25 protein-coding genes are annotated in these 22,371 nt (G+C 66.2%); 9 read left to right on the top strand and 16 right to left on the bottom strand.

The features are described from left to right. Positions 1–155: 155 nt before the first annotated feature. Genes SIN08_RS01275 through SIN08_RS01295 form a run of 5 tightly spaced genes read right to left on the bottom strand, consistent with a single transcriptional unit; the run spans position 156 to position 3,729 of the window. Complete coding sequence (locus SIN08_RS01275; protein ID WP_322449666.1) at positions 156–620, bottom strand: YbhB/YbcL family Raf kinase inhibitor-like protein; 465 nt, start codon at positions 618–620, stop codon at positions 156–158. A gap of 32 nt (positions 621–652) precedes the next feature. Next, complete coding sequence (locus SIN08_RS01280) at positions 653–1,327, bottom strand: phosphoribosyltransferase (protein WP_322449667.1); 675 nt, start codon at positions 1,325–1,327, stop codon at positions 653–655. 5 nt (positions 1,328–1,332) lie between these two features. Beyond that, on the bottom strand, positions 1,333–2,004 hold the full coding sequence (locus tag SIN08_RS01285) for a dienelactone hydrolase family protein (protein ID WP_322449668.1): 672 nt from the start codon (positions 2,002–2,004) through the stop codon (positions 1,333–1,335). Positions 2,005–2,006: 2 nt separating this feature from the next. Beyond that, positions 2,007–3,269, bottom strand: coding sequence for an erythromycin esterase family protein (locus SIN08_RS01290; protein WP_322449669.1), 1,263 nt, complete (start codon positions 3,267–3,269; stop codon positions 2,007–2,009). 22 nt (positions 3,270–3,291) lie between these two features. Next, entirely contained in the window at positions 3,292–3,729 is a 438-nt protein-coding gene (locus SIN08_RS01295) for a DUF2267 domain-containing protein (RefSeq protein WP_322449671.1), read from the bottom strand. A 223-nt stretch (positions 3,730–3,952) separates the two neighbouring features. Between SIN08_RS01295 and SIN08_RS01300 the strand changes: the two genes are divergently transcribed. From SIN08_RS01300 to SIN08_RS01315, 4 genes are all read left to right on the top strand, one after another. After that, positions 3,953–6,628, top strand: coding sequence for a PQQ-binding-like beta-propeller repeat protein (locus SIN08_RS01300; protein WP_322449672.1), 2,676 nt, complete (start codon positions 3,953–3,955; stop codon positions 6,626–6,628). 17 nt (positions 6,629–6,645) lie between these two features. Beyond that, positions 6,646–6,882, top strand: a complete 237-nt coding sequence (locus SIN08_RS01305; protein ID WP_322449673.1) for a hypothetical protein — start codon at positions 6,646–6,648, stop codon at positions 6,880–6,882. Between the two features lie 124 nt (positions 6,883–7,006). After that, the gene (locus SIN08_RS01310) at positions 7,007–7,492 is read left to right on the top strand and encodes a CAP domain-containing protein (RefSeq protein ID WP_322449674.1); all 486 of its coding nucleotides are present in this window, start codon (positions 7,007–7,009) and stop codon (positions 7,490–7,492) included. 235 nt (positions 7,493–7,727) lie between these two features. Beyond that, positions 7,728–7,937 (top strand): cold-shock protein, encoded by a 210-nt coding sequence (locus SIN08_RS01315; RefSeq protein WP_322449675.1) that lies wholly within the window; start codon positions 7,728–7,730, stop codon positions 7,935–7,937. 145 nt (positions 7,938–8,082) lie between these two features. On the opposite strand, the gene SIN08_RS01320 is transcribed toward SIN08_RS01315, so the two are convergent. The 4 genes from SIN08_RS01320 to SIN08_RS01335 form a co-directional block, all read right to left on the bottom strand. Beyond that, positions 8,083–8,586 (bottom strand): DoxX family protein, encoded by a 504-nt coding sequence (locus tag SIN08_RS01320; protein WP_416207998.1) that lies wholly within the window; start codon positions 8,584–8,586, stop codon positions 8,083–8,085. Beyond that, entirely contained in the window at positions 8,576–9,379 is an 804-nt protein-coding gene (locus tag SIN08_RS01325) for a DNA-binding domain-containing protein (protein WP_322449677.1), read from the bottom strand. Before SIN08_RS01325 ends, SIN08_RS01320 begins: the two co-directional genes overlap by 11 nt. Next, on the bottom strand, positions 9,369–10,286 hold the full coding sequence (locus SIN08_RS01330) for a DUF692 domain-containing protein (RefSeq protein WP_322449886.1): 918 nt from the start codon (positions 10,284–10,286) through the stop codon (positions 9,369–9,371). The genes SIN08_RS01325 and SIN08_RS01330 overlap by 11 nt, the downstream gene beginning before the upstream one ends. A gap of 113 nt (positions 10,287–10,399) precedes the next feature. Beyond that, the gene (locus tag SIN08_RS01335) at positions 10,400–10,723 is read right to left on the bottom strand and encodes a DUF2282 domain-containing protein (RefSeq protein ID WP_322449678.1); all 324 of its coding nucleotides are present in this window, start codon (positions 10,721–10,723) and stop codon (positions 10,400–10,402) included. Positions 10,724–10,897: 174 nt separating this feature from the next. Between SIN08_RS01335 and SIN08_RS01340 the strand changes: the two genes are divergently transcribed. From SIN08_RS01340 to SIN08_RS01360, 5 genes are all read left to right on the top strand, one after another. Next, complete coding sequence (locus SIN08_RS01340; protein ID WP_416207992.1) at positions 10,898–11,452, top strand: sigma-70 family RNA polymerase sigma factor; 555 nt, start codon at positions 10,898–10,900, stop codon at positions 11,450–11,452. An 11-nt stretch (positions 11,453–11,463) separates the two neighbouring features. Next, positions 11,464–12,096, top strand: a complete 633-nt coding sequence (locus SIN08_RS01345) for an NrsF family protein (protein ID WP_322449681.1) — start codon at positions 11,464–11,466, stop codon at positions 12,094–12,096. A gap of 395 nt (positions 12,097–12,491) precedes the next feature. Next, a complete protein-coding gene (locus SIN08_RS01350) occupies positions 12,492–13,166 on the top strand; it encodes an SRPBCC family protein (RefSeq protein ID WP_322449682.1) in 675 nt (224 codons plus the stop codon). Between the two features lie 19 nt (positions 13,167–13,185). After that, a complete protein-coding gene (locus SIN08_RS01355) occupies positions 13,186–14,379 on the top strand; it encodes a zinc-dependent alcohol dehydrogenase (protein WP_322449683.1) in 1,194 nt (397 codons plus the stop codon). Positions 14,380–14,467: 88 nt separating this feature from the next. Beyond that, positions 14,468–14,668: a DUF2905 domain-containing protein gene (locus tag SIN08_RS01360; RefSeq protein ID WP_322449685.1), complete on the top strand. Its 201-nt coding sequence runs from the start codon at positions 14,468–14,470 to the stop codon at positions 14,666–14,668. A 443-nt stretch (positions 14,669–15,111) separates the two neighbouring features. On the opposite strand, the gene SIN08_RS01365 is transcribed toward SIN08_RS01360, so the two are convergent. The 7 genes from SIN08_RS01365 to SIN08_RS01395 all read right to left on the bottom strand — a co-directional run bounded on the left by SIN08_RS01365 (position 15,112) and on the right by SIN08_RS01395 (position 22,358). Further along, positions 15,112–16,116: a YeiH family protein gene (locus SIN08_RS01365; protein WP_322449686.1), complete on the bottom strand. Its 1,005-nt coding sequence runs from the start codon at positions 16,114–16,116 to the stop codon at positions 15,112–15,114. A 40-nt stretch (positions 16,117–16,156) separates the two neighbouring features. After that, on the bottom strand, positions 16,157–17,158 hold the full coding sequence (locus SIN08_RS01370; RefSeq protein WP_322449687.1) for an Ldh family oxidoreductase: 1,002 nt from the start codon (positions 17,156–17,158) through the stop codon (positions 16,157–16,159). After that, the gene (locus tag SIN08_RS01375) at positions 17,155–18,087 is read right to left on the bottom strand and encodes a hydroxyacid dehydrogenase (protein WP_322449688.1); all 933 of its coding nucleotides are present in this window, start codon (positions 18,085–18,087) and stop codon (positions 17,155–17,157) included. The genes SIN08_RS01370 and SIN08_RS01375 overlap by 4 nt, the downstream gene beginning before the upstream one ends. Positions 18,088–18,102: 15 nt before the next feature. After that, on the bottom strand, positions 18,103–18,600 hold the full coding sequence (locus SIN08_RS01380; RefSeq protein ID WP_322449689.1) for a tripartite tricarboxylate transporter TctB family protein: 498 nt from the start codon (positions 18,598–18,600) through the stop codon (positions 18,103–18,105). Then, on the bottom strand, positions 18,597–20,117 hold the full coding sequence (locus SIN08_RS01385) for a tripartite tricarboxylate transporter permease (protein ID WP_322449690.1): 1,521 nt from the start codon (positions 20,115–20,117) through the stop codon (positions 18,597–18,599). The genes SIN08_RS01380 and SIN08_RS01385 overlap by 4 nt, the downstream gene beginning before the upstream one ends. A gap of 66 nt (positions 20,118–20,183) precedes the next feature. Continuing rightward, on the bottom strand, positions 20,184–21,134 hold the full coding sequence (locus SIN08_RS01390) for a tripartite tricarboxylate transporter substrate binding protein (protein WP_322449691.1): 951 nt from the start codon (positions 21,132–21,134) through the stop codon (positions 20,184–20,186). Positions 21,135–21,176: 42 nt separating this feature from the next. Continuing rightward, positions 21,177–22,358 (bottom strand): UxaA family hydrolase, encoded by a 1,182-nt coding sequence (locus SIN08_RS01395; RefSeq protein WP_322449692.1) that lies wholly within the window; start codon positions 22,356–22,358, stop codon positions 21,177–21,179. Positions 22,359–22,371: the final 13 nt, after the last annotated feature.

Below are 22,371 nucleotides of genomic sequence, written 5' to 3' on the forward strand. Positions count from 1 at the left end.
TTGTTCTACCGCAAACGGCATAAGTTCAGTTTCAGCGTCAAGTAAAAAGGATTTGAAGTGCGCGGGCGTGCCGGAAGCTCGACAAAGCGCGACCCCGGCGAGCGAAACGCAAGCCGCGCACGCTTCGGCTCCCAGGATCGTCGCGCCGGCTTACGTCACCGCTCGTAGGTCCCCAGAAGCGTCGCCTCTTCGAGCTTGTGCTTGCCTGCCTCCTTCCACAGGGCCGCGATGCCGGCTTCCGAGGGCAGCTCGATCGAGGGTACGTCGAGGGCGGCGAGGCGGAAGAAATAGCGGTGCGGCCCGTGGCCCCTCGGCGGTTCGGGCCCGTCATAATGCGTGTTGCCGAAATCGTTGCCGGAAACGCGCAGGCGCGCCTTGTCCGGGCCGGTTTCCACGCTCTCGGCCAGCGTATCCCAGTCGGCGGGGATGTTGGACAGGCCCCAGTGGTGGAAGGTCCCACTCGGCGCGTCCGGATCCTCGATGATGAGGACGAAGCTTTTCGTGCCCTCCGGCACGCCGGTCCATTTGAGCGGAGGCGAGAGGTTCTCGCCGTCGCGCGTGTACTTTTCAGGCAATCGTTCGCCGTCGGCGAAAGCCGGGCTGACCAGGGTCAACGGCATCGCTCCATCTCCTTTCTGGACGTTGTCGGGAATCACTGCGGCGCGGGCGACCATTCGCGCGCCGCGTCGAGAAGCTGGACCACCTCCGCGTCGCTCGTCTGATCGAAATTCGCATAATGCAGGCCGACGGCGCGGAAGTTCAGCGGCGCGCTGAGGCAGACCACCTCGTCGGCATCCGGCTTCATCGAGTCGAGCGTATCGCGCGGGGCGACCGGCACGGCGAGCACCAGCCGCTTCGCCTTCGCCTGGCGCACCGCCTGCAGCGCCACGCGCACGGTGCCGCCGGTGGCGATCCCGTCATCGACGACGATCACCGTACGGCCGACGAGCGGTGTGGGCTGGCGGCCAGCGAAATAGGCCTCGCGCCGCCGCTCGATCTCTGCCAACTGGCGCTCCATTTCCGCTTCCACATAGTCGCGCGGCGGGTTGACGATCCGCATGGCTTCGTCGTTGAGGATGAGCTTCGGATCTTCCCCGTCGACCACGGCGCCGATGCCGAATTCGGGGTGACCGGGCGCCCCGAGCTTGCGCACCATCAGAAGATCGAGCGGGGCGGAAAACGCCTTTGCCACCTCGAAGGCGACCGGTACGCCGCCGCGCGGCAGGGCGAGCACGACCGGAGATTCCTCCTTGATGTGCTCGAGCGCCTCCGCCAGTTGCCGCCCTGCATGCGGTCGATCCTTGAACTCCGTTTTCGTGCCGAACATGGCCGTCACCTTGTCTGGCCCGCCGAATCGGACAAATGCGTCAGGAACCAGTCGGTTGCATGGTGGACCACCTCGTCCAGCTTTCCCGGTTCCTCGAACAGATGGCCTGCCCCTTCGATGACGACGAGCCGTTTCTCCGAAGTCAGCGCATCGCAGGCTTTGCGGTTCATCTCGATCACCGGGTGATCGAGGCTGCCGACGATGAGCAGCGTCGGCGCACGCACGCGCGGCAGGTCGGGAAGCGCCAGATCCGGTCGGCCACCGCGTGAGACCACGGCGCCCACCGGTGACTGCGGCCGGGCGGCCGCCATCAGCGCCGCCCCGGCACCGGTGCTGGCCCCGAAATAGCCGGGCGTGAGCCGTGCCGCATCGGCGAAGCCCGCCACCCACTCCGTTGCCCTTTCGAGGCGTCTTGCCAGAAGGGGTATGTCGAAGACGTTGTGTCGGTCTGCCTCCTCCTCGCGCGTCAGGAGGTCGAGCAGGAAAGTCGCCAGGCCCGCCTGCCTGAGCGCGAGGGCCACGTGGTTGTTGCGCGGGCTCAGCCGGCCGCTGCCGCTGCCATGGGCGAAGATGACGATTCCTTCCGCCCGCTCCGGTATGCCGAGGAGACCGTCGAGCCCCTCGGGCTCGACCCGCACCTGTCGAACATCGCGCGTATGGAGATCGGGCACCGTCACACTCACACTCCGAAGGGATAGGTCTCCGGCAGCACAGCTTCGAAATAGTGGCTGTAAAACTCGCTTTCCGGCCGATAGATCACGCCGATCGCCCGCTCGAGCCGGGGCGGGCTCAGAATCTCCCGCACCCCGCGGTTCCCGGGTCCGCGCAGGTCGGTCAGCGAGGTGGCGATGCCCGATTGCCGGAAGACGCGCTCATAGGAATCCTCGCGCGAGGGATTGACGGATTTGACGCGCATGGGCCCGCCCCACTCGTCGGCGGCGGCGACCGTTCCCCGGTCGGTGCCGAAGCCGATCAGGGCGGCACCATCGCCATAGGCGGTGCGGCACAGTTCGCCGATATTGAACTCGCCCTGCCAGCCCATAGCCGTAGCGGCGGCATTACCGATATGCGAGTTGTGCGCCCACACCACGGCCTTGGCATCCGGCCCGCGCGCGGCAAGGAGCTGCTGAAGCGTGTCGAACATATGCCGGTCGCGCAGGTTCCACGACTCCGTCGAGCCATGATACATGATGCGGTAGTAGTGCTCGGCCGCCCGCACCACGCGCGCGTTCTGCGCGGCGTCGAAATAATCCTCGCCATCGGCGGCCATATAGTCCAGGCGCTTTTCCAGAAGTGCTGAAAGCTGGGCGGCGACCTCGTCCTCGCACGTGTCGCGTCCGCCGCGCAGCATGGCGCGACCGTAAAAGGCCGGCTCGTCCTGCCAGGGCGTCAGGCAGCCATAGCGGCGGCGCGCCTCCTTGGCCGCTTCCGGGTCGATCCGCTCCAGATAATCGATCACCGCATTGATCGAACTGTTCAGCGAATAGACGTCCAGACCGTGGAAAGCGACGCGCTTGCCGGCCGGGACGCTTTCATTGCGGGCGCGCAGCCAGTCGACGAAATCGGCAAACTCCCGGTTGCGCCACATCCAGGTGGGAAAGCGGGCGAAAACCTCTTCGTCATAGCGGCCCGCCGGACGATGGCGCACGTAACGATCAACGCGTGATGCATCCGGCCAGTCCGCCTCGACCGCCACGATGTTGAACCCGTGATACTCTATCAGATGGCGCGTGATGGCCGCGCGGGCGCGGTAGAACTCGGACGTGCCGTGCGTGGCTTCCCCCAAAAGCACCACGCGCGCATCGGCGAAGCGATCGAAAAACGCACCAAAGAGCTCGGGCTTTTCCAGCGGCGGAAGCTGCTCGCAGCGGTCGCGCACCCAGCTTGCCGCCTCGTCGGCATGGCGTGCCCGGTCACGATCTATCAGCGGGGCATCAACCATTCTACCTCACCTGTCCGTTGGTTCACACGCCGACGCTCTCCGGCCAGAGCGCCTGCACGCCCTTTGGCAGCGCCTCGCGCACCTTGGCCGACTGGCCGAGATCGATGCGATGTGCGATCACGCGGAACACAGACCGCGTGGCATCCACGGAGTCGACCGGGCGGATGTTCTTCAGCCCTTCCTGGACCCGTTCCAGAAACGCCTCGAGGGAGCGGGTGACCTCGGGCTGCTGCGCGGGTTGGTACTGGTCGTAGTAAAGACCGCGGATCAAGAGCGGCAGCTCGGCGCCCAAATGCGCCGAAAGCTCCATCGGCAGCCGGTCACGCAATGCGTGCAGCACAGCCCCCAGAACGTGCCAGGCGACCTGACGGTCATTGCCGAGATCGGCCATGATCTCGTTCAGCCAGATGTTCGTCGTCTGGGTGGTCTTGTCGAAAACGTCGAGCCCTGTGGCGGTCATCGTTCAGCCCTTTCCTGCGATTGCTGACAGATGCGCCGGTTTCACCGGTTCGGTCTTTCAAACGCAGCGAGGGGCCGAATGTTCTACGCGACCGGGTAAAAAAAGCGTCGGCGCCGCGACCATTCCGAGCAACACACAACCAGCAGGAACGTAATCGCGATTGAGTAGTTTCAGCCCCATTGAAAGCGGCGCGTGCAAGCCGCCGGTATATAGGGGTCGCAAAGTGTATCGCATCATTCTCTCCATCATCGTCATTTTGCTGGGTGTAGTGCTTGCGGCGGGCGGGGCGTGGCTCGCAGCCGTGGGCGGCACGTGGTTCTACATTCTTCTCGGCGTTCTGCTTGCCCTTTCCGGGGCACTGCTTCTGATGCGCAACGGCATGGGGCTGACGCTCTACGGCATCACCATCCTCGTCACGCTCGTATGGGCCCTTTGGGAAGTCGGGTTCGACTGGTGGGCGCTCGCCCCGCGCGGCAGCCTGATCCTGGTGATCGGGGTGCTGCTTCTTCTGCCGCCGATGGTGCGGGCGATGCACCGGCCCGGCATGCCGCGCGGCGGCTACGGCGGCAACAGCGTCGTGCTGGCGATCTCCATCGTCATCGCCGCGATCGTCGGCGTCTATGCCATGTTTCAAACGCCGCACAACATTGCCGGAGCGTTCGATGATGATCGCATGGCCGCGGAGCCGCAGGCCGGCGACGTGCCACCCGGCGAATGGGCCGCCTATGGGCGGACGCCCTATGGCCAGCGGTATTCGCCGCTCGACCAGATCACGCCCGAGAACGCCGACGGGCTCGAGGTGGCCTGGACCTATCAGACGGGTCAGGTGCGCGGCGAGGACGACCCCGGCGAGACCACCTATGAGGTGACGCCGCTGGTGGTCAACGACGTGATGTATATCTGCACGCCGTTCAGCACCGTCATCGCGCTCGACCCCGTTAGCGGAGAGGAGATCTGGCGCTTCGACCCGGAGCTGCGGCAGCCGCCGACGCAGACCACCCAGCACATGACCTGCCGCGGCGTCTCCTTCCACACCGCCTCGCCCGAGGACCTCCCCGCCTCGCCGCCGACGGCCGATACCGCGCAGGCGCCCACCGCCGAGGAGGAGGAGGCCGCAACGACGGAGCCCGGCGAAGAAACCGCACCTGAAGAGGCCGAGGCTCCGGCTGCGGCCGCCGAGGGTGAGGATGCCACCGTACCGGCGACGGAAGAGGCCGACGCCGCACCCGAACCCGGCGAGGAACCGGTGGTCGACGAAAGCGTCACCGAGGTGACCACGCAAGCGGCCGGCGTGCCGCAGAACATCGTCACCGGGCAGGCCGAGCCCGACACGCCGAATCCGCGCATCGAACGCGAAGAACCGCCCGAAAGCGTCACCTTGAGCGAGGAATGCATGAACCGGCTCTTCGTGCCCACCTCCGACGGCCGGCTGATCTCGATCAGTGCCGAGACGGGCGAGATCTGCCCCGGTTTCGGCGGCGCCGACGGCACGGTGAATCTGTGGGCCAACATGCCCAATGTCACCCCGGGCTCGTTCTATTCCACCTCGCCACCGGTGGTCACCGAGGACAATCTCGTCATCATCGGCGGCGCGGTGAACGACAATGCCTCGGTCACCTCGCCCTCGGGCGTGATCCGCGCCTATGACGCATATACCGGTGCGCTGGTATGGAATTTCGACAGCAAGAACCCCGAGGCGACGGAGCCGATCCCGGCGGGGGAAACCTACACGCAGAATGCCCCGAACTACTGGAGCGTGGCGAGCTACGATCCGGACCTGGGGCTGGTCTATATTCCGATGGGCAACGAGTCGCCCGACCAGTTCGGCGGCAATCGCGGCGAGAACACGGAGCGCTTTTCCGCCTCGGTGCTGGCGCTGGACACCTCGACCGGCGAGGTCGCCTGGGTGTTCCAGACGGTCCATCACGATATCTGGGATTATGACGTGCCGGCCCAGCCGAGCCTTGTCGACCTGACGATCGACGGCGAGGAGGTGCCGGCACTCGTCCAGCCCACAAAGCAGGGCGACATCTTCGTGCTCAACCGGGAGACCGGCGAGCCGGTCCTGCCGGTCGAGGAAGAGCCAGCACCGCAGGGCGCGGTGGAAGGCGACTTCACCGCCCCCACGCAGCCCAGTTCGGCGGTCTCCTTCAGGCCGGAGCCACTCAACGGGTCGGATATGTGGGGCGCGACGGTGGTGGACCAGCTTTACTGCCGCATCCGCTTTCACCAGCTCGACTACGAGGGCATCTACACTCCGCCCTCGACCGACGGCACCATCGTCTACCCCGGCAATTTCGGTACCTTCAACTGGGGCGCGGTGGCCGTCGATCCGAGCCGCGACCTGATGTTCGGGATGCCCGTCTACCTGGCGTTCGAGGTGAAACTCGTCCCGCGCCCGGACGAGGCGACCCGCGTCGTCACCCAGGAGGGGGATCCGGTGTTCAACGAGAATTTCGGCGCACCCTACGCCGCCGAGATGGGTCCGTTCTATTCGCCGCTGAACCTGCCCTGCCAGCAGCCGCCCTGGGGCTACATCGCCGCCGTGGACCTGCGCAGCGGCGAGACCGTCTACAAACGGGTCAACGGCACGGTGCGCGACCTCTCGCCCCTTCCCCTGCCCTTCGAGATGGGTGTGCCGGGGATCGGCGGACCGATCGTGACGGCCGGCGGGGTGGCCTTCCTGAGCGGCACGCTGGACTACTACGTGCGCGCCTACGACCTGCAGACGGGCGAAGAAATCTGGCGCGAGAGGCTGCCGGCCGGCGGCCAGGCCACGCCGTCCACCTATATGGGCGCGGACGGACGTCAATACCTCGTCGTGGTGGCCGGGGGTCACGGCTCGACGGGAACGCAGGCGGGCGATTCAATCATCGCCTACGCGCTGCCCCAGCAATGACGAAAGGAGGCCGGAAAATGGGCAAGGACCGCCCGAAACTGCATGTGAAGGCCGAGACCGAGCTTACGGAGACGACGCGCGCCCGGGACCGAAGCGCAGAGGTGGCCACGGGCGGCGAACGCGTGGCCGATGCCGGCGATGTCGGCGCGGGCCAGGCCTCGCCCTACGGCACCGAGGCGCAGGCCGATGCGCTCGCCCGGCAGACGGAAAGGACCGGCGAGCGGCGCGGCGTGGAAAAGCCGAAAAAGCGATAGACGCGCGCGCATGACATGCTAATTGGCCGCCATGATCGGATGGCGGCGAAACGCGACTTGGCGGGCAGCGGTGATCTTTCTCGCCGTTCTGTGCGCGGGTTGCGCAACGCGGCCGGACCGCCCTTTGGACCCCGTCCCCGATATCGCGGGACTGCGCCGCACCGCGCTGGCGCTCGTCAACGACTCGCGCCGTACAGAGGGCCTGCCGCCGCTTGAGATGTCGGCGACCCTGAATGCCGCCGCCGAGGCCCATGCGGAAGACATGGCACGGCGCAACTTCTACGCCCACCGCTCACCGGAGGGACGCGACGTCGCCGATCGCTACCGCGCGGCGGGCGGCGGCGACTGGGCCATCATCGCCGAGAACATCAGCAGCTGCATTTCCTGCGCCCGGCCGGCCGGCCAGCTCCGCGCCTTCCATACGGGCTGGATGCAAAGCCCTGGCCACCGGAGCAACATTCTCGACCCGCGGGTCGACCGCTTCGGCTTCGGCATGGCGGCGGCGGAAGGGCGCCTTTATGCGGTCCAGACCTTCATCAGGGAGCGCGAGGGATACGCGGGCGACACCGGCGCGCTCATGCCGTTGGTGCCCGGGTCCGCTGGGCGATAGAAGCTGTCGGGATCTGCATTGGAAAGCCGGCTGCTGCGCGAAAATCAGCGATCCGGCGCCGGGTGGGCATTGACTCATGCAGCAAAAGCCCCATTTATGGCGCATCGATCTTTCTAAGCGACCTTTGTCCCGGCGCTCTCAGCGTTTCTCGACGAATTTCCTTCCGAAAATCGATCCAGCCGGTCCGGCGTGTGGCCGGGCAGGGATAACCATCGACCGATTGAAAGGAATCGTCATGAGCACTGGAACTGTTAAGTGGTTCAATGGAACCAAGGGCTTCGGCTTCATCCAGCCCGATAACGGCGGAAAGGACGTTTTCGTCCATATCTCCGCCGTCGAGCGGTCCGGCCTCGGCAGCCTCGTGGAAGGCCAGAAGGTCTCCTACGAAGTTTCGGAGGATAGCCGCAGCGGCAGGACGTCGGCGGAAAACCTCCGCGCTGCCTAACGATCCATCTCCGCCGGTGACCACGGATGTACTGGCACTGGTGTAGAGATGTTGGGGAAAGGTCGGGCATGCCCCGGCCTTTTTTCGTTTTCGGGACGTTGGTCCTGTCGGCAAACGGCAACGCCCCCTTATCGCCGCCGCGCGGCTATTTTCTGAAACCCGTTGTGATCCCGTGATCGAGGGAGGCACGTCCTGCTCCCCATGCGACGATGCCGAGCGCCATTGCGGCCCAGGTGAGGTGCACCGGCCAGCCGTCGGGAACAGTGAACTGAATGACGATGGTCATGATCAGAATGGCGAAGGCGGCGAGCCGCGTCGCCAGGCCCAGGACGAGCAGGACGGGCAGCACGATCTCCGCCGAGCCCACGGCCAATGCGGTCAGGGCAGGCGCGGGGAAATCGTAGGGCCCGCCCGGCAGGTGCAGCTTGAACTCCTCCTGGAAGAGGAACACGGCCGTCTCGTTCAGCTGCATAAAGCCGTCCCACTTGTTGACGCCGGAGCGCCAGAAGGGAACGGCAAGCCCCAGGCGCAGCACCAGTTGCGTCACCGAGGGCGCAGCGATCGTGCGCAGCGCCGCATCGACCCGTGCCGCCAGTGTTGCGATACCGCGCGGCGCGTTGTTTTCCTTGGACGCCACATCACTCTCCATCATGGTCGTTCTCCCAGCCAACGGCGGTGAAGGCGCCCGCCTCCAGCATGCCGGCGATATTTGCGGAAAGGTCGAAGGCGGCGCTCTCGGCGAAGGCGGCTTCGGCGGCGCTGCCCAGCGCTTCACCGGCGATGAGGTGCGCGATGAATGCCGCGCCGCCGGGCGGCAAGCGGCGCACGCAGACTTCGAGGCGGGGGCGCGAAACAAGCGCATCTTCCGGCGTGTCCGCTTCGACCCGCTCCACCGGCCGGTCCGCCCGATTGGCGGCAAAGATGGTGACGGCGGGGTAGGAAGAGCGCACCACCCTCGTCGCCGGATGCGGCGTGAAGGTGGTTCCGGCCAGCCTCTCTTGCGGGATCGCGGCAAGCGCCTCCGGCGTCAAAGGGGCGGCGTCGGCGGCGTGGTAGGCGTCCAGCCACGCCCGTTCGATACGCGCCACATCGGCAAGCCAGGACATCGGCCGCGCAAATTCATAAGCCGCGATGAAATCGGGAAAGTCGCGGCCATATTCGAACAGCAGCGGTGAGCAAGGCGGCGTCTTTCGCACATGGAAGCGCGCCATGGCGCGGAAGAACTCATCGCCCGTGATGCGGCGGGTCGCGGGAAAAGTGGCGGCGAGCGCCTCGATCAGGCTGACCGTGACGTTGTTGCGATAGACGGCGTAGCGCTTTCGGGCAGCCTTGCCGTTCGGCCCGCGCACGGCGGCGGGCGCGGCCTGCCGCGGATCGAGCAGGCCCGCGGCAAAATCGGAAGCAAAGCCCAGACGGCTGCCGAAGGGAATTTCAGCCGGCATGGGCTTGTCCATTCAAAGAAAGATGCGCGTGCGCATCGAGGATGGCCTGGGCGGCGGCGGCTTCCGCTTTCAGGACCGGCCATTCGGGGATGGCGCTGTCCCATTCGACGAGCGTCGGGACCGGCCCGCGGCGGCCGATGACGATCTCGTAAAGCTTCCACACCGCGTCCGCCACCGGCCCGTCGTGGCTGTCGATCAAAAGCAGTTCCCCCTCGTCGTCCTCCTGCTCGGCATGACCGGCCAGATGGATCTCGCCCACGTGCTCCAACGGGAAATCGGCGAGATAGCCGAGCGCCGAGTAGCCGTGATTGACGGCCGAGACGAAGACGTTGTTGACGTCGAGCAGGAGACCGCAGCCGGTGCGCCGCACGAGTGTGCGGATGAAGTCCGTCTCGCTCATGGTGGATTCGGCAAAGAGCACATAGGTCGACGGGTTCTCGAGCAGGATCGGCCGGCCGATCGCCTCCTGCACCTCGTCGATGTGCTCCGCCACGCGCTGGAGCGTGGCGTCGGTATAGGGCAGAGGCAGGAGATCGTTGAAAAAGGTGGTCGTGTGCGTCGACCAGGCCAGATGCTCGGAGACCAGGGCCGGCTCGTAGCGCTCCACCAGTTCCTTGAAGCGGGCGAGATGCGCCCGATCGAGCGGCTGCGGGCCGCCGATGGACATGCACACCCCGTGCAGCGAGACCGGGTGCTGCTCGCGAATGCGCGTGAGCGCGGCATGCGGCGGGCCACCCGCGCCCATGTAGTTCTCCGCATGCACCTCGAAGAAGCCGTCGACCCGGCCTTCCGCGAGGATCGAGTGCAGGTGCTCGTGCTTGAAGCTGGTGCCGGCGATGCCGGCGACGGGATGATCCGGGAAACGGGAAGCTCCCGGAGTGTTCGGATGTGGGAAGGCGACGGGCATGTTCATGATGCTCTCCAGCCGACGGGGAGACGCTCGCGGTAAGCGGGAAACGATGCGCAACGGGAAGTCGAAAAGCGCCCGTCCCGAACGGCTGGGACGGGCGCTTCCGGACCTCAGGACGGAATGTCGCGCTCGAGCGGCTCGAGCGAACCCATGCGGTCCCCCGGAACTTCGATGGACTCACAGGTGCCACCGCGCACGAGTTTCCAGGCGTTCCCCTGGAAATCGACGGTCGAGGTACCCTGGCAGGTCGTGCCCGGGCCGGCGGCGCAGTCGTTCTGTCCCGCAAGTGCAACGCCGTAGCACTTCTCCTTCCCGGCGGCCATTGCCGCTTCGGCTTCGGCTTCCGTCAGCGGCTGGGCGGCGGCCATCGAGGCCAGCGCCGTCGTCATCGCACCTGCCAGGAGGGCTGAACTCACGGTCGATTTCACAGACATGTTCCATTCTCCGGTTGCTTGTCGCGCGCCGTTGATCGGACGCACATCGGTGACTTCGATCCGCAGACCCCGCGTGTTACGTCTTTTTTCCGGGTACACGATGTCGTGATTGTCAATTGAATGTTTTGAACGGGATTTCACCGCCGAGGTAACAAAGGACAGCGCCCGGACGTAATGGGAAGGAGGGCAGGTTTGGACCGGAGAGAGGACGACGAACTTGTCCGGCTGATGCGCGCCGCCCTTGCCGGCGATGAAAGGGCCTACGAGGACTTTCTCCGGCGCGCGGCCGGACTCATTCGCGGTTTCGCCCGGAAAATGGCGATACAGGGCGGCATCGACCCAGAGGACATCGTGCAGGAAACGCTGCTTGCAATTCACATGAAACGGCATACCTGGCGTCAGGACTCGCCCGTGGCGCCGTGGCTTTACGCGATCGCGCGCTACAAGCTTATCGACGCCTTCCGCCGCTGCGGGCGCCGGATCGAGATCGACATCGACAATGTGGCCGAAGCGGTCGCCGCGCCGGATCCCGAGAGGGCGCACGACTGGGAGATCGACCGCGCGCTCAAGGCGCTGGCACCGGGGCAGCGCTCCGTCGTCGGCGCCATCTCCGTTGACGGTCACTCGATCAGCGAGACGGCGAAGAGCCTTGGCATGAGCGAGACGGCGGTGCGCGTGGCGCTGCATCGGGGGCTCGCCGCGATCGCCAGGCGTTTTGGACGGAGCTAGTGGGTACCGGTATGGATACGAACGAACTCATAGGCGCCCTGGTGGCGGACAAACACCGCCCGGCTTCGCTTGCCGCTTTCTGGTGGGCCGCCCTTGCCGCCGCCACCGTCGTGGCCGCAATCGTCTTCTTCGCCACCATCGGCCCGCGTCCCGACATCGAAGAAGCGGCCCACAGCGGGCGCTTCCTCTTCAAGTTTGTCGTCACCCTCACGCTGGCGGCGAGCGCATTCGCCGTCGCAAGGGCGCTTTCCCGGCCGGGCGACCGGCGCCACGCCCTCGCCTACACAGCGGCCGCACCCGCGCTTCTCGCCGCCGCTGTCGTGTTCGAGCTCCTCGTTCTGCCGCCGGAGACCTGGACGAGCGCCGCGATGGGCACGAACGCCCTCGTCTGCCTTACCTATATTCCGCTGATCGGCATCGGCCCGCTGGGGCTCCTCGTTCTGGCGCTGCGCCATGGCGCGCCGACGCAGCCCGCCCTTGCGGGCGCGGCGGCGGGGCTCGTCGCCGGCGGGCTAGCCGCCACTTTCTATGCCGCCCACTGCACGGATGATTCCCCGCTTTTCGTGGCCGTGTGGTACACGATCGCCGTTGCGATGCTCGCGCTCGTCGGGGCGGCCGCGGGGAGCCGCCTCGCCCGATGGTGACTCCGCTATCATACCGCGGCACGTCAATGGGCCACGCTGTCCCGGCATCGTCTCCTGCAGCGAATAGTGAATGCTCTGGAAGACGATCTTGCCGTTCTCGATAACGAAGCTGTCCGCACGGTCCTGACGCTACGGCCGGGCTCCCGCGCGCGCCACTCGATAAACGCGAAGCGGCCGCTAGTGAGCTTCGCCGGAAAGACATAAGGCGCGGCACATGTGCCTCCAGCATCTTGTTGAACCGCCGCACCGCCCTGTGGCCTTGCGGTGCCGAACGTAAAAGGTCCCGTGCCGCCGCTTCCGGCCGCGCGAAGACATCTCCGCAAAGACCCGGAACATTCGTCCGGGCGGAAGGTTTGGCGCTGCATGAAGCACGCTGCCACCGGGAGGGCGCATCCATGCATCATCGCAGCCACTTGGCCTATCGCCGCCGCGAAAACGGGGATGCCGGAAAGGTGCTGGCGGCGGCCACGCTCGGCGTTCTCGCCGGCACCGTCGTCCTGGTCTGCGCGCGGCAGGCCCTGCGCAGCAGACCCGTATTGCAACCCGAGGACGCCCCGCACCACACCTGGCGCCGCCACGCCGCCGCCGACCGGCGCGAAACCGCTCTCGTCGGCCGCACGATCACGGTCAACCGGCCGCGCCCGGAGGTCTATGCGCGCTGGCGCGACTTCTCCGGCTTTCCCGATTTCATGGAGAACGTGCACGCGGTCACGCCCGTCGGCGACAAGGGCGCGCGCTGGGTCGTGGCCGCGCCGGGCGGCGGCACAATCACCTTCGAGACGACGATCACCGACGAGCGCCCGGACGAACTCATCGCCTGGAAATCCGACGAAGGCGCCGAGGTGCGCAACAGCGGCCGTATCGTCTTCCGGGACGCACCGGGCGGACGCGGCACCGAGGTCGAAGCGACCATCGCCTACGATCCGCCGGGCGGGGCTTTTGGCCGGGCGACTGCCAAGCTCTTCCAGCGCGAGCCGCGCATCCAGACCCGCCGCGAACTGAAACGCTTCAAGCAGCTCATGGAGACGGGCGAGGTCGCCGTCGCCGGCCGCACCGCCCGGCACGCGTAAACCAGCAAGGGAAGAAACCATGCGAGCCCTTACCTGGCAGGGAAAGAAGGATGTCCGCGTCGAGACCGTTCCGGACCCGGAGATCGTCAATCCGCGCGACGCCGTCATCGAGGTCACCTCGACGGCGATCTGCGGTTCGGACCTGCATCTTTACGACGCGGTGATCCCGACACTGAAACCCGGCGACATTCTCGGCCACGAGTTCATGGGCGAGGTGGTGGATGTCGGGCCCGGCAACGAAAAGCTGAAGAAGGGCGACCGCGTGGTCGTGCCCTTCACCATCGCCTGCGGCAAGTGCTTCTATTGCGAAAGGCAGCTCTATTCCGCCTGCGACAACTCCAACCCGGCCGACAAGGCCGATATGTCGGAGACGCTCTACGGCTATCAGATGAGCGGCCTGTTCGGCTATTCGCACCTGACGGGCGGCTATGCCGGCGGGCAGGCGGAATATGTGCGCGTGCCGTTCTCGGATATCGGCCCCATCGTCGTCCCCGACGGCATGGAGGACGACCAGGTGCTGTTCCTCTCCGACATCCTGCCGACGGGCTGGATGGCGGCGGAGAACTGCGAAATCCAGGAGGGCGACACCGTCGCCGTGTGGGGCTGCGGGCCGGTGGGCCTGTTCGCCATCCAGAGCGCCCTCATCATGGGCGCCGGGCAGGTGATCGCCATCGACCATTATCCGCACCGGCTGGAGCTCGCCAGGAAGCTCGGCGCCAGCGTGATCAACTACAAAAACGCGCGTGTCTACGAGGCGCTGATCGAGATGACAGGCGGGATCGGCCCGGATGCTGTCATCGACGCCGTGGGCATGGAAAGCCACGGCTTTTCGCCCGACAATCTCTACGACTATGTCAAGCAGACGGTGCAGCTCGAGACCGACCGGCCGCATGTGCTGCGCCAGGCGATCTATTCCTGCCGCAAGGGCGGCCGCGTCTCGGTGCCCGGCGTGTATGGCGGCTTCATCGACAAGTTCCCCGTCGGCGCCTTCATGCAGAAGGGGCTCACCATGCGCACCGGCCAGACGCATGTGCAGAAATATCTGCCGATGCTGCTCGACATGATCCGCGAGGGCAAGATCGACACGACCTTCCTCATCAGCCATCGCATGCCGCTCGAAGACGCGGCGGAGGCCTACCGCAAGTTCGCCTATGAGCAGAACGAGACCACCAAGGTCATACTGAAACCGCGTTGGGAGCAGGAACATGGCTGACTGGCGCGGGCTGGTGCAGCGCCGTTCTTGAAATGGTCTTTCGACCGCTTACATCGCTGCTTGCAACTCGCACAGCGGCGGGACGGAGATGAGCAGGCTTCTGATCATTTTCGGTGTCATCTTGATCGCGGTCGGTCTCCTGTGGCCGTTCCTGCAGAAGATGGGCCTCGGCCGCCTGCCCGGCGACCTAGTCCTGGGACGCGAGAATTTCCGCGTCTACATCCCCATCACGACCTCGATCCTCGTCAGCATCGTGCTCAGCCTGATCCTGTGGCTGTTCAACCGCTGACCCGGAGCAGTTCCCGAAAGTGATATGAGCGGACTGATTCTTGACCGATGGGCAGCGCGTCGATCTTCAGGCATGGATCCTCGGGTCAAGCCCGAGGATGACGAAGTGGAGATGCCACTGCAACTCTCCAACGTCGGCGAAAGGCAGGCATGATCCATGCCTGAACGGTGCCCCTGCCCCGGCGGACAATGTTAAGCCGCGCGACCTCCCGAACCGGAACGCTGCTCGGCGCGCGTGGCGTCCTGCACGTCCCTGAGCTCATCGCGCTTGTTCTCGGGATAGGAATCCGGATCCGCTTCCTGTCGAGGAAGTCCACGAGCCTTTCCTTCGCATTGTCTGCCATCGTTGCCTCTTCTTTCGGGTTCGCATTCAAGGGTCCCAATCATCCGTGTCCCGGGAGGTGCCGGCCGAGCACCGCAGATTGCAAAGCGGTTCCCGGCGCGTCAGACAAGCACGGAGAGGCCGAGGGCGAGTGCCATCAGGAAGAGGGTGATGGAGACGACCACGTTGATGTGGCCGGCGCCCAGCGCGAACATTTCCTTCAGCGCCGTCTTCATGCCGAGCGCGGAGATCGCCACCACCAGCAGCCAGCGCGATATCTCCGACAACGCGGCGGCAGCCACTGCCGGGATGGCACCGATACTGTTGGCCACGACGAGAGCGGCGAACAGCACCACGAACGACGGCAGAGACACGCCCCTTGCGCCCTCCCCGCGTCTGGCGAAAAGCATGATCGAGATCACCACGACCGGGAGCAATGACACGCGCAGGAGCTTCACGAAGGTCGCCGTGTCGCCCGCCTCCTCGGAGACGGCGTAGCCCGCGCCGACCACCTGCGCGACATCATGGATGGTGGCGCCGATCATGACGCCGATCTCCCGGTCGTCGAAGCCGAGCGCGGTAAACAGGATCGGGTAGGCGATCATCGCGATAGTGGAAAGCCCGGTCACCGCGATGACGGTGAAGAGCGTGTCCTTTTCACGCTCCGGCCGGTTCGGCAGCACGGCAGAAATGGCGAGCGCGGCCGAAGCGCCGCAGATCGCCACCGCGCCGCCGGTCAACATGCCGAACGTCCAGTGCCTGCGAAAAAGCCGCGCCATGAGGAGGCCGAAGCCGATCGTGGCAGTGACGGAAACGAGCACCAAGAGGATCGGCCCGAAGCCGAGCGCGCCGATCTTCTCGAAGGTAATGCGGGCGCCCAGAAGCCCGACGCCGAGGCGCAGCAGCGTTTTCGAGGCGAAGTCGATTCCGGCGGCACAGCGCGGCTCGTCCCAGAGGAAATGAAAGGCCATGCCCAGCAGAAGCGCGAACAGCATGACCGGCGCACCGTAGTGCTCGGACAGAAAGGTCGCCGCAAGCGCGATGAGGACCGCCAGCATGACGCCGGGCGCCAGGCCCTTCAGCCTGTCCGGCTGCAGCAGACGGATCGCCGGCAGGAATGTGCTCATGGCAGCGCGGTGAATAACAGCAATGCGGGGATCACGTCTTTCACCGGCCGATCGCCTCGATCTCACGCAGGAGCTTCGGATCGGCGGGAATGCCCCCGTGCGCCAGCTCCCGTTTCAGGGCCTGGCGGCGGCGGCCGGGCAGGCGCACGCCCTCCATGTCCTCGATGAGCCGGGCCATCTCGGCAAAGCGTGCGCCCGCGCCCGGACCGAACGCCGCCGGATCGACGGCGATCAGCGTCTGTCCGGTGCCGGGGGGCGTGCCCTCGGCCTCGAAGAAGGAGGTGGCCTCATAGGCATAGTTGGCACCGGTGAGCCCGGCGCACAGCATCTCCACCATCAGCGCGAGCGCGGTGCCCTTGACGTCGCCCATGGGCACCATGGTGCCGGCGAGCGCGGCCTCGGGATCCGTCGTGGGGCGGCCCTCGGCGTCCAGCGCCCAGCCTTCCGGAATCGCCTCCCCCTTCTGCTTGGCCGCCATGATCTTGCCGCGCGCCACCTTGGAGAGGGAGATGTCGATGACGAGCGGTTCGGCCCCTACCAATGGTGCCGCAAATGCGATCGGGTTGGTGCCGAAGAGCGCCCGCTTTCCACCCCAGGGCGCCATGGCCGCCGGCGAGTTCGCGACCATCAGGCCGATGATGCCGGCCTCCGCCAGCCGTTCCACGAACAGGCCGGTCACGCCGCAATGGTGCGAGCGGCGAAGGCCGGCAATGGCCACGCCTTGCCTGCGCGCCGCATCCGGCAGCCAGTCGAGCGCCAGCTCGAGAGCGGGATAGGCAAAGCCATGGGCGGCATCGACCGCCAGCGCGCCCGGCCTCGTCTCGGCGGCTTGCGGCACCGCCATGCCGTCAACCTTGCCGCTCAGCGCCTGCGCGCAATAAGACGGCATGCGCCGCAGGCCGTGACCCGCCTGACCGGCCAACTCGGCGCCGACGAGCGCGCGGGCCACGGCCTCGGCGTTGGGCCGCGACGTCTTGCAGCGCAGGAGGGTTTCGACGACGAGGGCGGTCGCCTCTTCGATCGACAATCGGGTGTCGCTCATGCCTTGGCTCTCAGATGCTTCAGAACGGTGTGCGCCGTCTTGTGGCTGACGCGCACGTTGGATTCACGGGTCACGCCGGCGATGTGGGGCGTCAGCACGAGGTTCTTGAGCCCCTGGAACCGGGCGCCCGTCTCGGCGCCGAGCGGCTCTTCCTCGAAAACGTCGAGTGCGGCGCCGGCGATCCGCTCCTCGCGCAGCGCCGCGCAGAGCGCCTCCTCGTCGACAATGCCGCCGCGCGCCGCATTGACGAGCACGGCGTCCTTCTTCATGCGGCCGATGGCGGCGGCATCGATCATGTGGCGCGTGTCCGGCGTCAGCGGCGTGTGCAGGCTGACGACATCCGCCTCGGCCAGGAGCCGGTCGAGCGTGACGCTGCGCGCACCGTTCCAGGCGGGATGATCGGTCGGCAGGAAGGGATCGTAGGCGATCACGGCCATGCCGAGCGCTTCGGCCCTTTGTGCCACCTCACGGGCAATGGCGCCAAAGCCGACGAGCCCCAGCGTCCTGCCGGAGGCCTCGCCGCCGATCAGGGCCTGCCGTGGCCATTCGCCCGCGGCGACGGCGGTGCTGGAGACATAGGCGCCGCGCAGGAGAACGAGCGCCGTCGTGATCACATATTCGGCGACGGCGAGATCGTTGGCTCCGGTGGCGGGATAGACCGCGACGTCGCGTGCCGCGCAGGCCTCCGTGTCGATGTTGTCGAGGCCGACGCCGAGGCGGCCGATGCACTCGAGCGCCGGCGCGGCATCCAGCAGGGGCGCCCTCACCTGCGTGCGGTTGCGCACGACGAGCGCGCGCGCCTTCTGCAGGGCGTCCGCCAGATCCGCCGGCCGGTCCACGAGCGACGGGTCATAGAGCGTGTCGAAGTTCTCGCGCAGGCGCGCGACGGCGGCTTCGTCCATGAACTCGCTGATGACGATATCGGGCATGTGAATCGTGTTTCCTTAGAAGGTCAAACCGCGCGGCATGGGAATGTTCAGCACGTTGGACATGAGAAGGTAGAAGAAGACCACCATGACGAAGACCACCGCCAGATAGATCGACAGGCGCAGGGACGTCGGACGCCCGAAGGTGCCGGTGAACATGAGGCCGATGCAGGCCAGAAAGCTGGTCACGAAGATCCCGATCACGGGAAACAGGAACGCCCAGCCAACCATGATGGCGACGAGAGAGAGGCGCCGGCCGAGCCCGTCGGCCTGCGCGCGCACGCCGTCGCCCGCCTCCAAGGATCTGCCGCTGCGGCCGGTCAGGGAAGCCACGACCTGCAGGACGGAAAGGACTGCCATCGCCGCACCGATCGTGCGCGGGAACATAGCAGCCATCGGCGACATGGCGAAGCTGGTGAGGAAAACATAAACGCCGACGGCCGCGAACAGCACGGAGCCGGCGGCACCGGCCCAGTCCCGCCCGCCCCGCACGGCCGGTTCGGAATTCTGGCTCATGGACGGGCCTCCTTCGGCTTGCGGGCGCCGGCGCGCAGCTGCCTGATGATCGGCACGCAAAGGGTGATCAGGATCAGGGCGACGATGCCCCAGCTGATCGGCCGGTCGAAAAGAAGCTGGCCGCCGAAATTGTCCTGCGCCCTGCCGATGAGATAGGCCCGCATGAAGCCCTGCTCGGCGATCTGCCCGAGGACGAGGCCTAGCACGATCGGCGACGGCCCGTAGCCGGCGAGCCCCAGCAGCCAGCCGACGACGCCCATGATGACCATGATCGCCACGTCGTGGGGATTGGCATGGATGGCATAGCTGCCGACCACCGTCATGTAGGCGATGAGCGGCACCAGCAGCGCCTTGGGCGTGTTGACGATGAAGCGGTAGGCGTAGCGCCCGATCAGGAGCCCCACGGGCAGCATCATGAGCGTGGCGATCAACAGCCCGAACATGAAGACATAGACGATGCCGCTTTGCTGGGTGAAGAGCTCGGGGCCGATGCGGATGCCCTGCACCAGGAGCGCGCCGAGAATGACGGCATCGGGCGGCGTGCCCGGAATGCCGAGCACGAGCGTGGGAATGAAGCCGCCGCCCACCGTGGCGTTGTTGGCGCTTTCGGTGGCGAGCAGCCCGCCCGGCTCACCCTTGCCGAAACGTTCCGGATGGCGGCTCGCGCGGCGCGCCTCCGAATAGGAGACCAGCGAGGCGATGGAGCCGCCAGCGCCCGGCAGGATGCCCACCAGAGTGCCGATGATCGAAGAGCGGGCGAGATTGAAGGCGTTCCTGGCGCAATGGCCGAGCGCCTCGAAGAAACGGATGCCGCGACCAAGCGGGGCCGGCTCGAGGTGCCGGTCCGGACGGGCCACCATGTCGATCAGCACCGGGATGCAGTAAAGGCCGATGAGGGCCGAGACGATGTCGATGCCGCCGAGCAGGACGGAGGAGCCGAAGGTGTAGCGCGTGTCGCCGCCGATGACGGCGACGCCGATCATCGACAGGACGAGACCGAAGCTGGCGCCGATCAGGCCCTTCAGCACATTGCCGCTCGACAGGCTCGCGACCAGGGTGAGGCCGAGGATCGCCAGCCAGAAATATTCGCTCGAATGAAAGGCGAGCGCCACCTGGGCCAGGACTGGCGCCAGCGTCATCAGAAGCACGGCACCGACCACGCCGCCGGTCACGCTGGCCAGTGTCGCGAGCGTCATGGCCAGGTCGCCGTTGCCGCTCTTGGCCATCGGATAGCCGTCGAAGGTGGTTGCGATGGCGGACGGCGTGCCGGGGGTATTGACGAGGATCGCCGCATAGGCGCCGCCATAGATCGCCCCGGTGTAGATGGCGCCCAGCATGATGAGGCCGGAGGCCGGGTCCATGGTGAAGGTGAAGGGCACGAGCACGGCGATCGCCATGGTGGCCGAAAGGCCGGGAAGCGCGCCGATGACCGTGCCCAGCACCACGCCGGTAAGCGCAAGCGCGAGATTGAACGGGCTGAAGGCCTGGGCGAGGATGAAGCCGAAATCGATCTCCATGGCCTGGCTCCCTGATTGCGGACGGCCGCCGGCGGCAGACCGCCGGCGGCCGGCTAATAGTTCACGCTACTGGGCGGCTTCGAGCTGCTTGGCGATCTCGCCGTAGGTCTTCTTCCGCTCTGCCATGAAGGCGTCCATCTCCTCGTAAGGCACGTCCAGCATGGCGAAGCCGGCCGCCTCCATCCTCTCGATGAACTCCGGATCGGCATTGATCTTGCCGATGATGTCGGAAAGCTCCTTGCGGATGTCCTCCGGTGTCGACTTCGGCACGGCGATGCCGCGATAGGCGCCGCCCACCATATCGATGCCGAGCTCCTTGAAGGTGGGCACGTCGGGGAAAAGCGGATGACGCTCCTCTTGGGCGACGGCCAGCATGCGCACCTCGTCGCCCTGGCCGGCGGCGATGGTGGTGTAGCCCCACAGCACGTTGACCTCGCCGCCAAGCAGCGCGGGAACGCTGGCGCCCGTGCCGGTAAACGGAATGTAGGTCAGTTCGGCGCCCGTCTCGTTGGCGAAGAGCTGGTTGGCGATGTGGTTGGCGGAGTTGGTGGCCGAGCCGCCCGCCAGAAGCTGCCCCGGCGCCTCCTTGGCCGCGTCGATCACCTGCTGCACGGTCTCGAACTCGCTGTCGGCGCGCACGATCAGCGCGTCCGGCGTGAAGTGGAACATATAGACGTTGGTGAGGTCGTCGGTCTCGTAGCCCGGATCCTGGATGAGCGGCTGCAACACGATGTGCGGCAGGTTGGTGCCCATGATGGTGTGGCCGTCGCCCGGCTGGTCGTTGAGCACGGACCAGGCCTGGGCGCCGCCGGCCCCCGCCTGGTACTGGATGATCACGTCCTGTCCGGTGACCTTTTTGAAGAAGGGCTGCTGGAGACGGGCGGAGACGTCGCTTTCACCGCCCGGATTGAATGGGATGATGTAGTTCACCGGCTTGTCGGGGAAGGCCATGGCGGCTCCCGACAAGAAGGTGAAGGCCGCGGCAGCAGCCCAGAGACTGACTTTCCTGAACACCATAACGTCCTCCCTTGTCTGGTGTCTTTAACTGCAGCGCCCCGATCAGGCGCTGCGATAGAGCTTCGTCATGACGAATTCGCGATGACCGAGCGCCTCGGCCGCCGTGTTGCGGCCGCTCGCCGTGCGCACGATCATGTCGATCAGCGCGTCGCCGGCATCGTCGAGCGTCATCTCGCGGCGCAGGATTCCGGACACGTCGACGTCGATGTGCTCGCCCATGGTGCGGACGGTGCGCGGATTGGCGGAAATCTTGATGACCGGGACGATCGGATTGCCGATGACGTTGCCCTGGCCGGTGGGGAAGGTGTGGACCACATAGCCGCCCGCCGCCATCAGGGTGACGCATTCGGCCGCGGCGGAAGACGAATCCATGAAATAAAGGCCCGCTCCGGACTTCGGCGCCTCGGCCGGCTCGAGAATGTCGATATAGCGCGAGGTGCGGCCGATCTTCTCCAGATTGCCGAGCGCCTTTTCCTCGATGGTCGTCAATCCGCCTTCGATGTTGCCCTTGGTCGGCTGGCTCTCGGAAAGATCGTTGGTCTTATGCGCTTCGATCACCTCGTCCTGGTACGCCTTCCACATCCTGTACCAGCGCTCGCCGACCTCCGGATTGATGGCGCGCGCCTTGGCGATGTGCTCGGCACCGGTGATCTCCGAGGTCTCGCCGAAGCATCCATAGATGCCTTCCGGCAGGAGCTTGTCGTACATATTGCCCACGGTCGGGCAGGAACCCAATCCGGTGGTGGTGTCGCTTTCGCCACACTTGGTGGAGACCCACAACTCGGAGACGGAGCACTCCTCCCGCTGCAGTTCGGTGGCGTAGTGGACGAACTCCTTCGCCCTGCGGGAAGCGTCCATAATGGTCTTGTGATCGCCGTTCTGCTCGATCGAGAAGCCCGCGACCGGCTTTCCGGTCTCGGCTATGCCGTCGACGATCTTCTGCGTCCATCCGGGCTCGATGCCGATGACCACGACGGCGGCGACGTTGGGGTTCGCACCGGTGCCGATCATCGTGCGGAAATGCAGGTCGAGGTCGGCGCCGAATTGCAGACGCCCATAGGCGTGCGGCAGGGCGAGCGTGCCCTTAATGTTGTTGGCGACCGCCTCGCAAGCCGCGTTGGAGATGTCGTCGACCGGCAGGATGACCACGTGGTTGCGCACGCCGACACGGCCGTTGTCGCGGCGATAGCCCTTGAAGGTGAGATTGGAGTATTTGGATGCCATCGGAGCTGCCCTT

Origin of the sequence: Chelativorans sp. M5D2P16 (assembly GCF_034427935.1) — a bacterium.
In the GTDB taxonomy this organism is placed as follows: domain Bacteria; phylum Pseudomonadota; class Alphaproteobacteria; order Rhizobiales; family Rhizobiaceae; genus Chelativorans.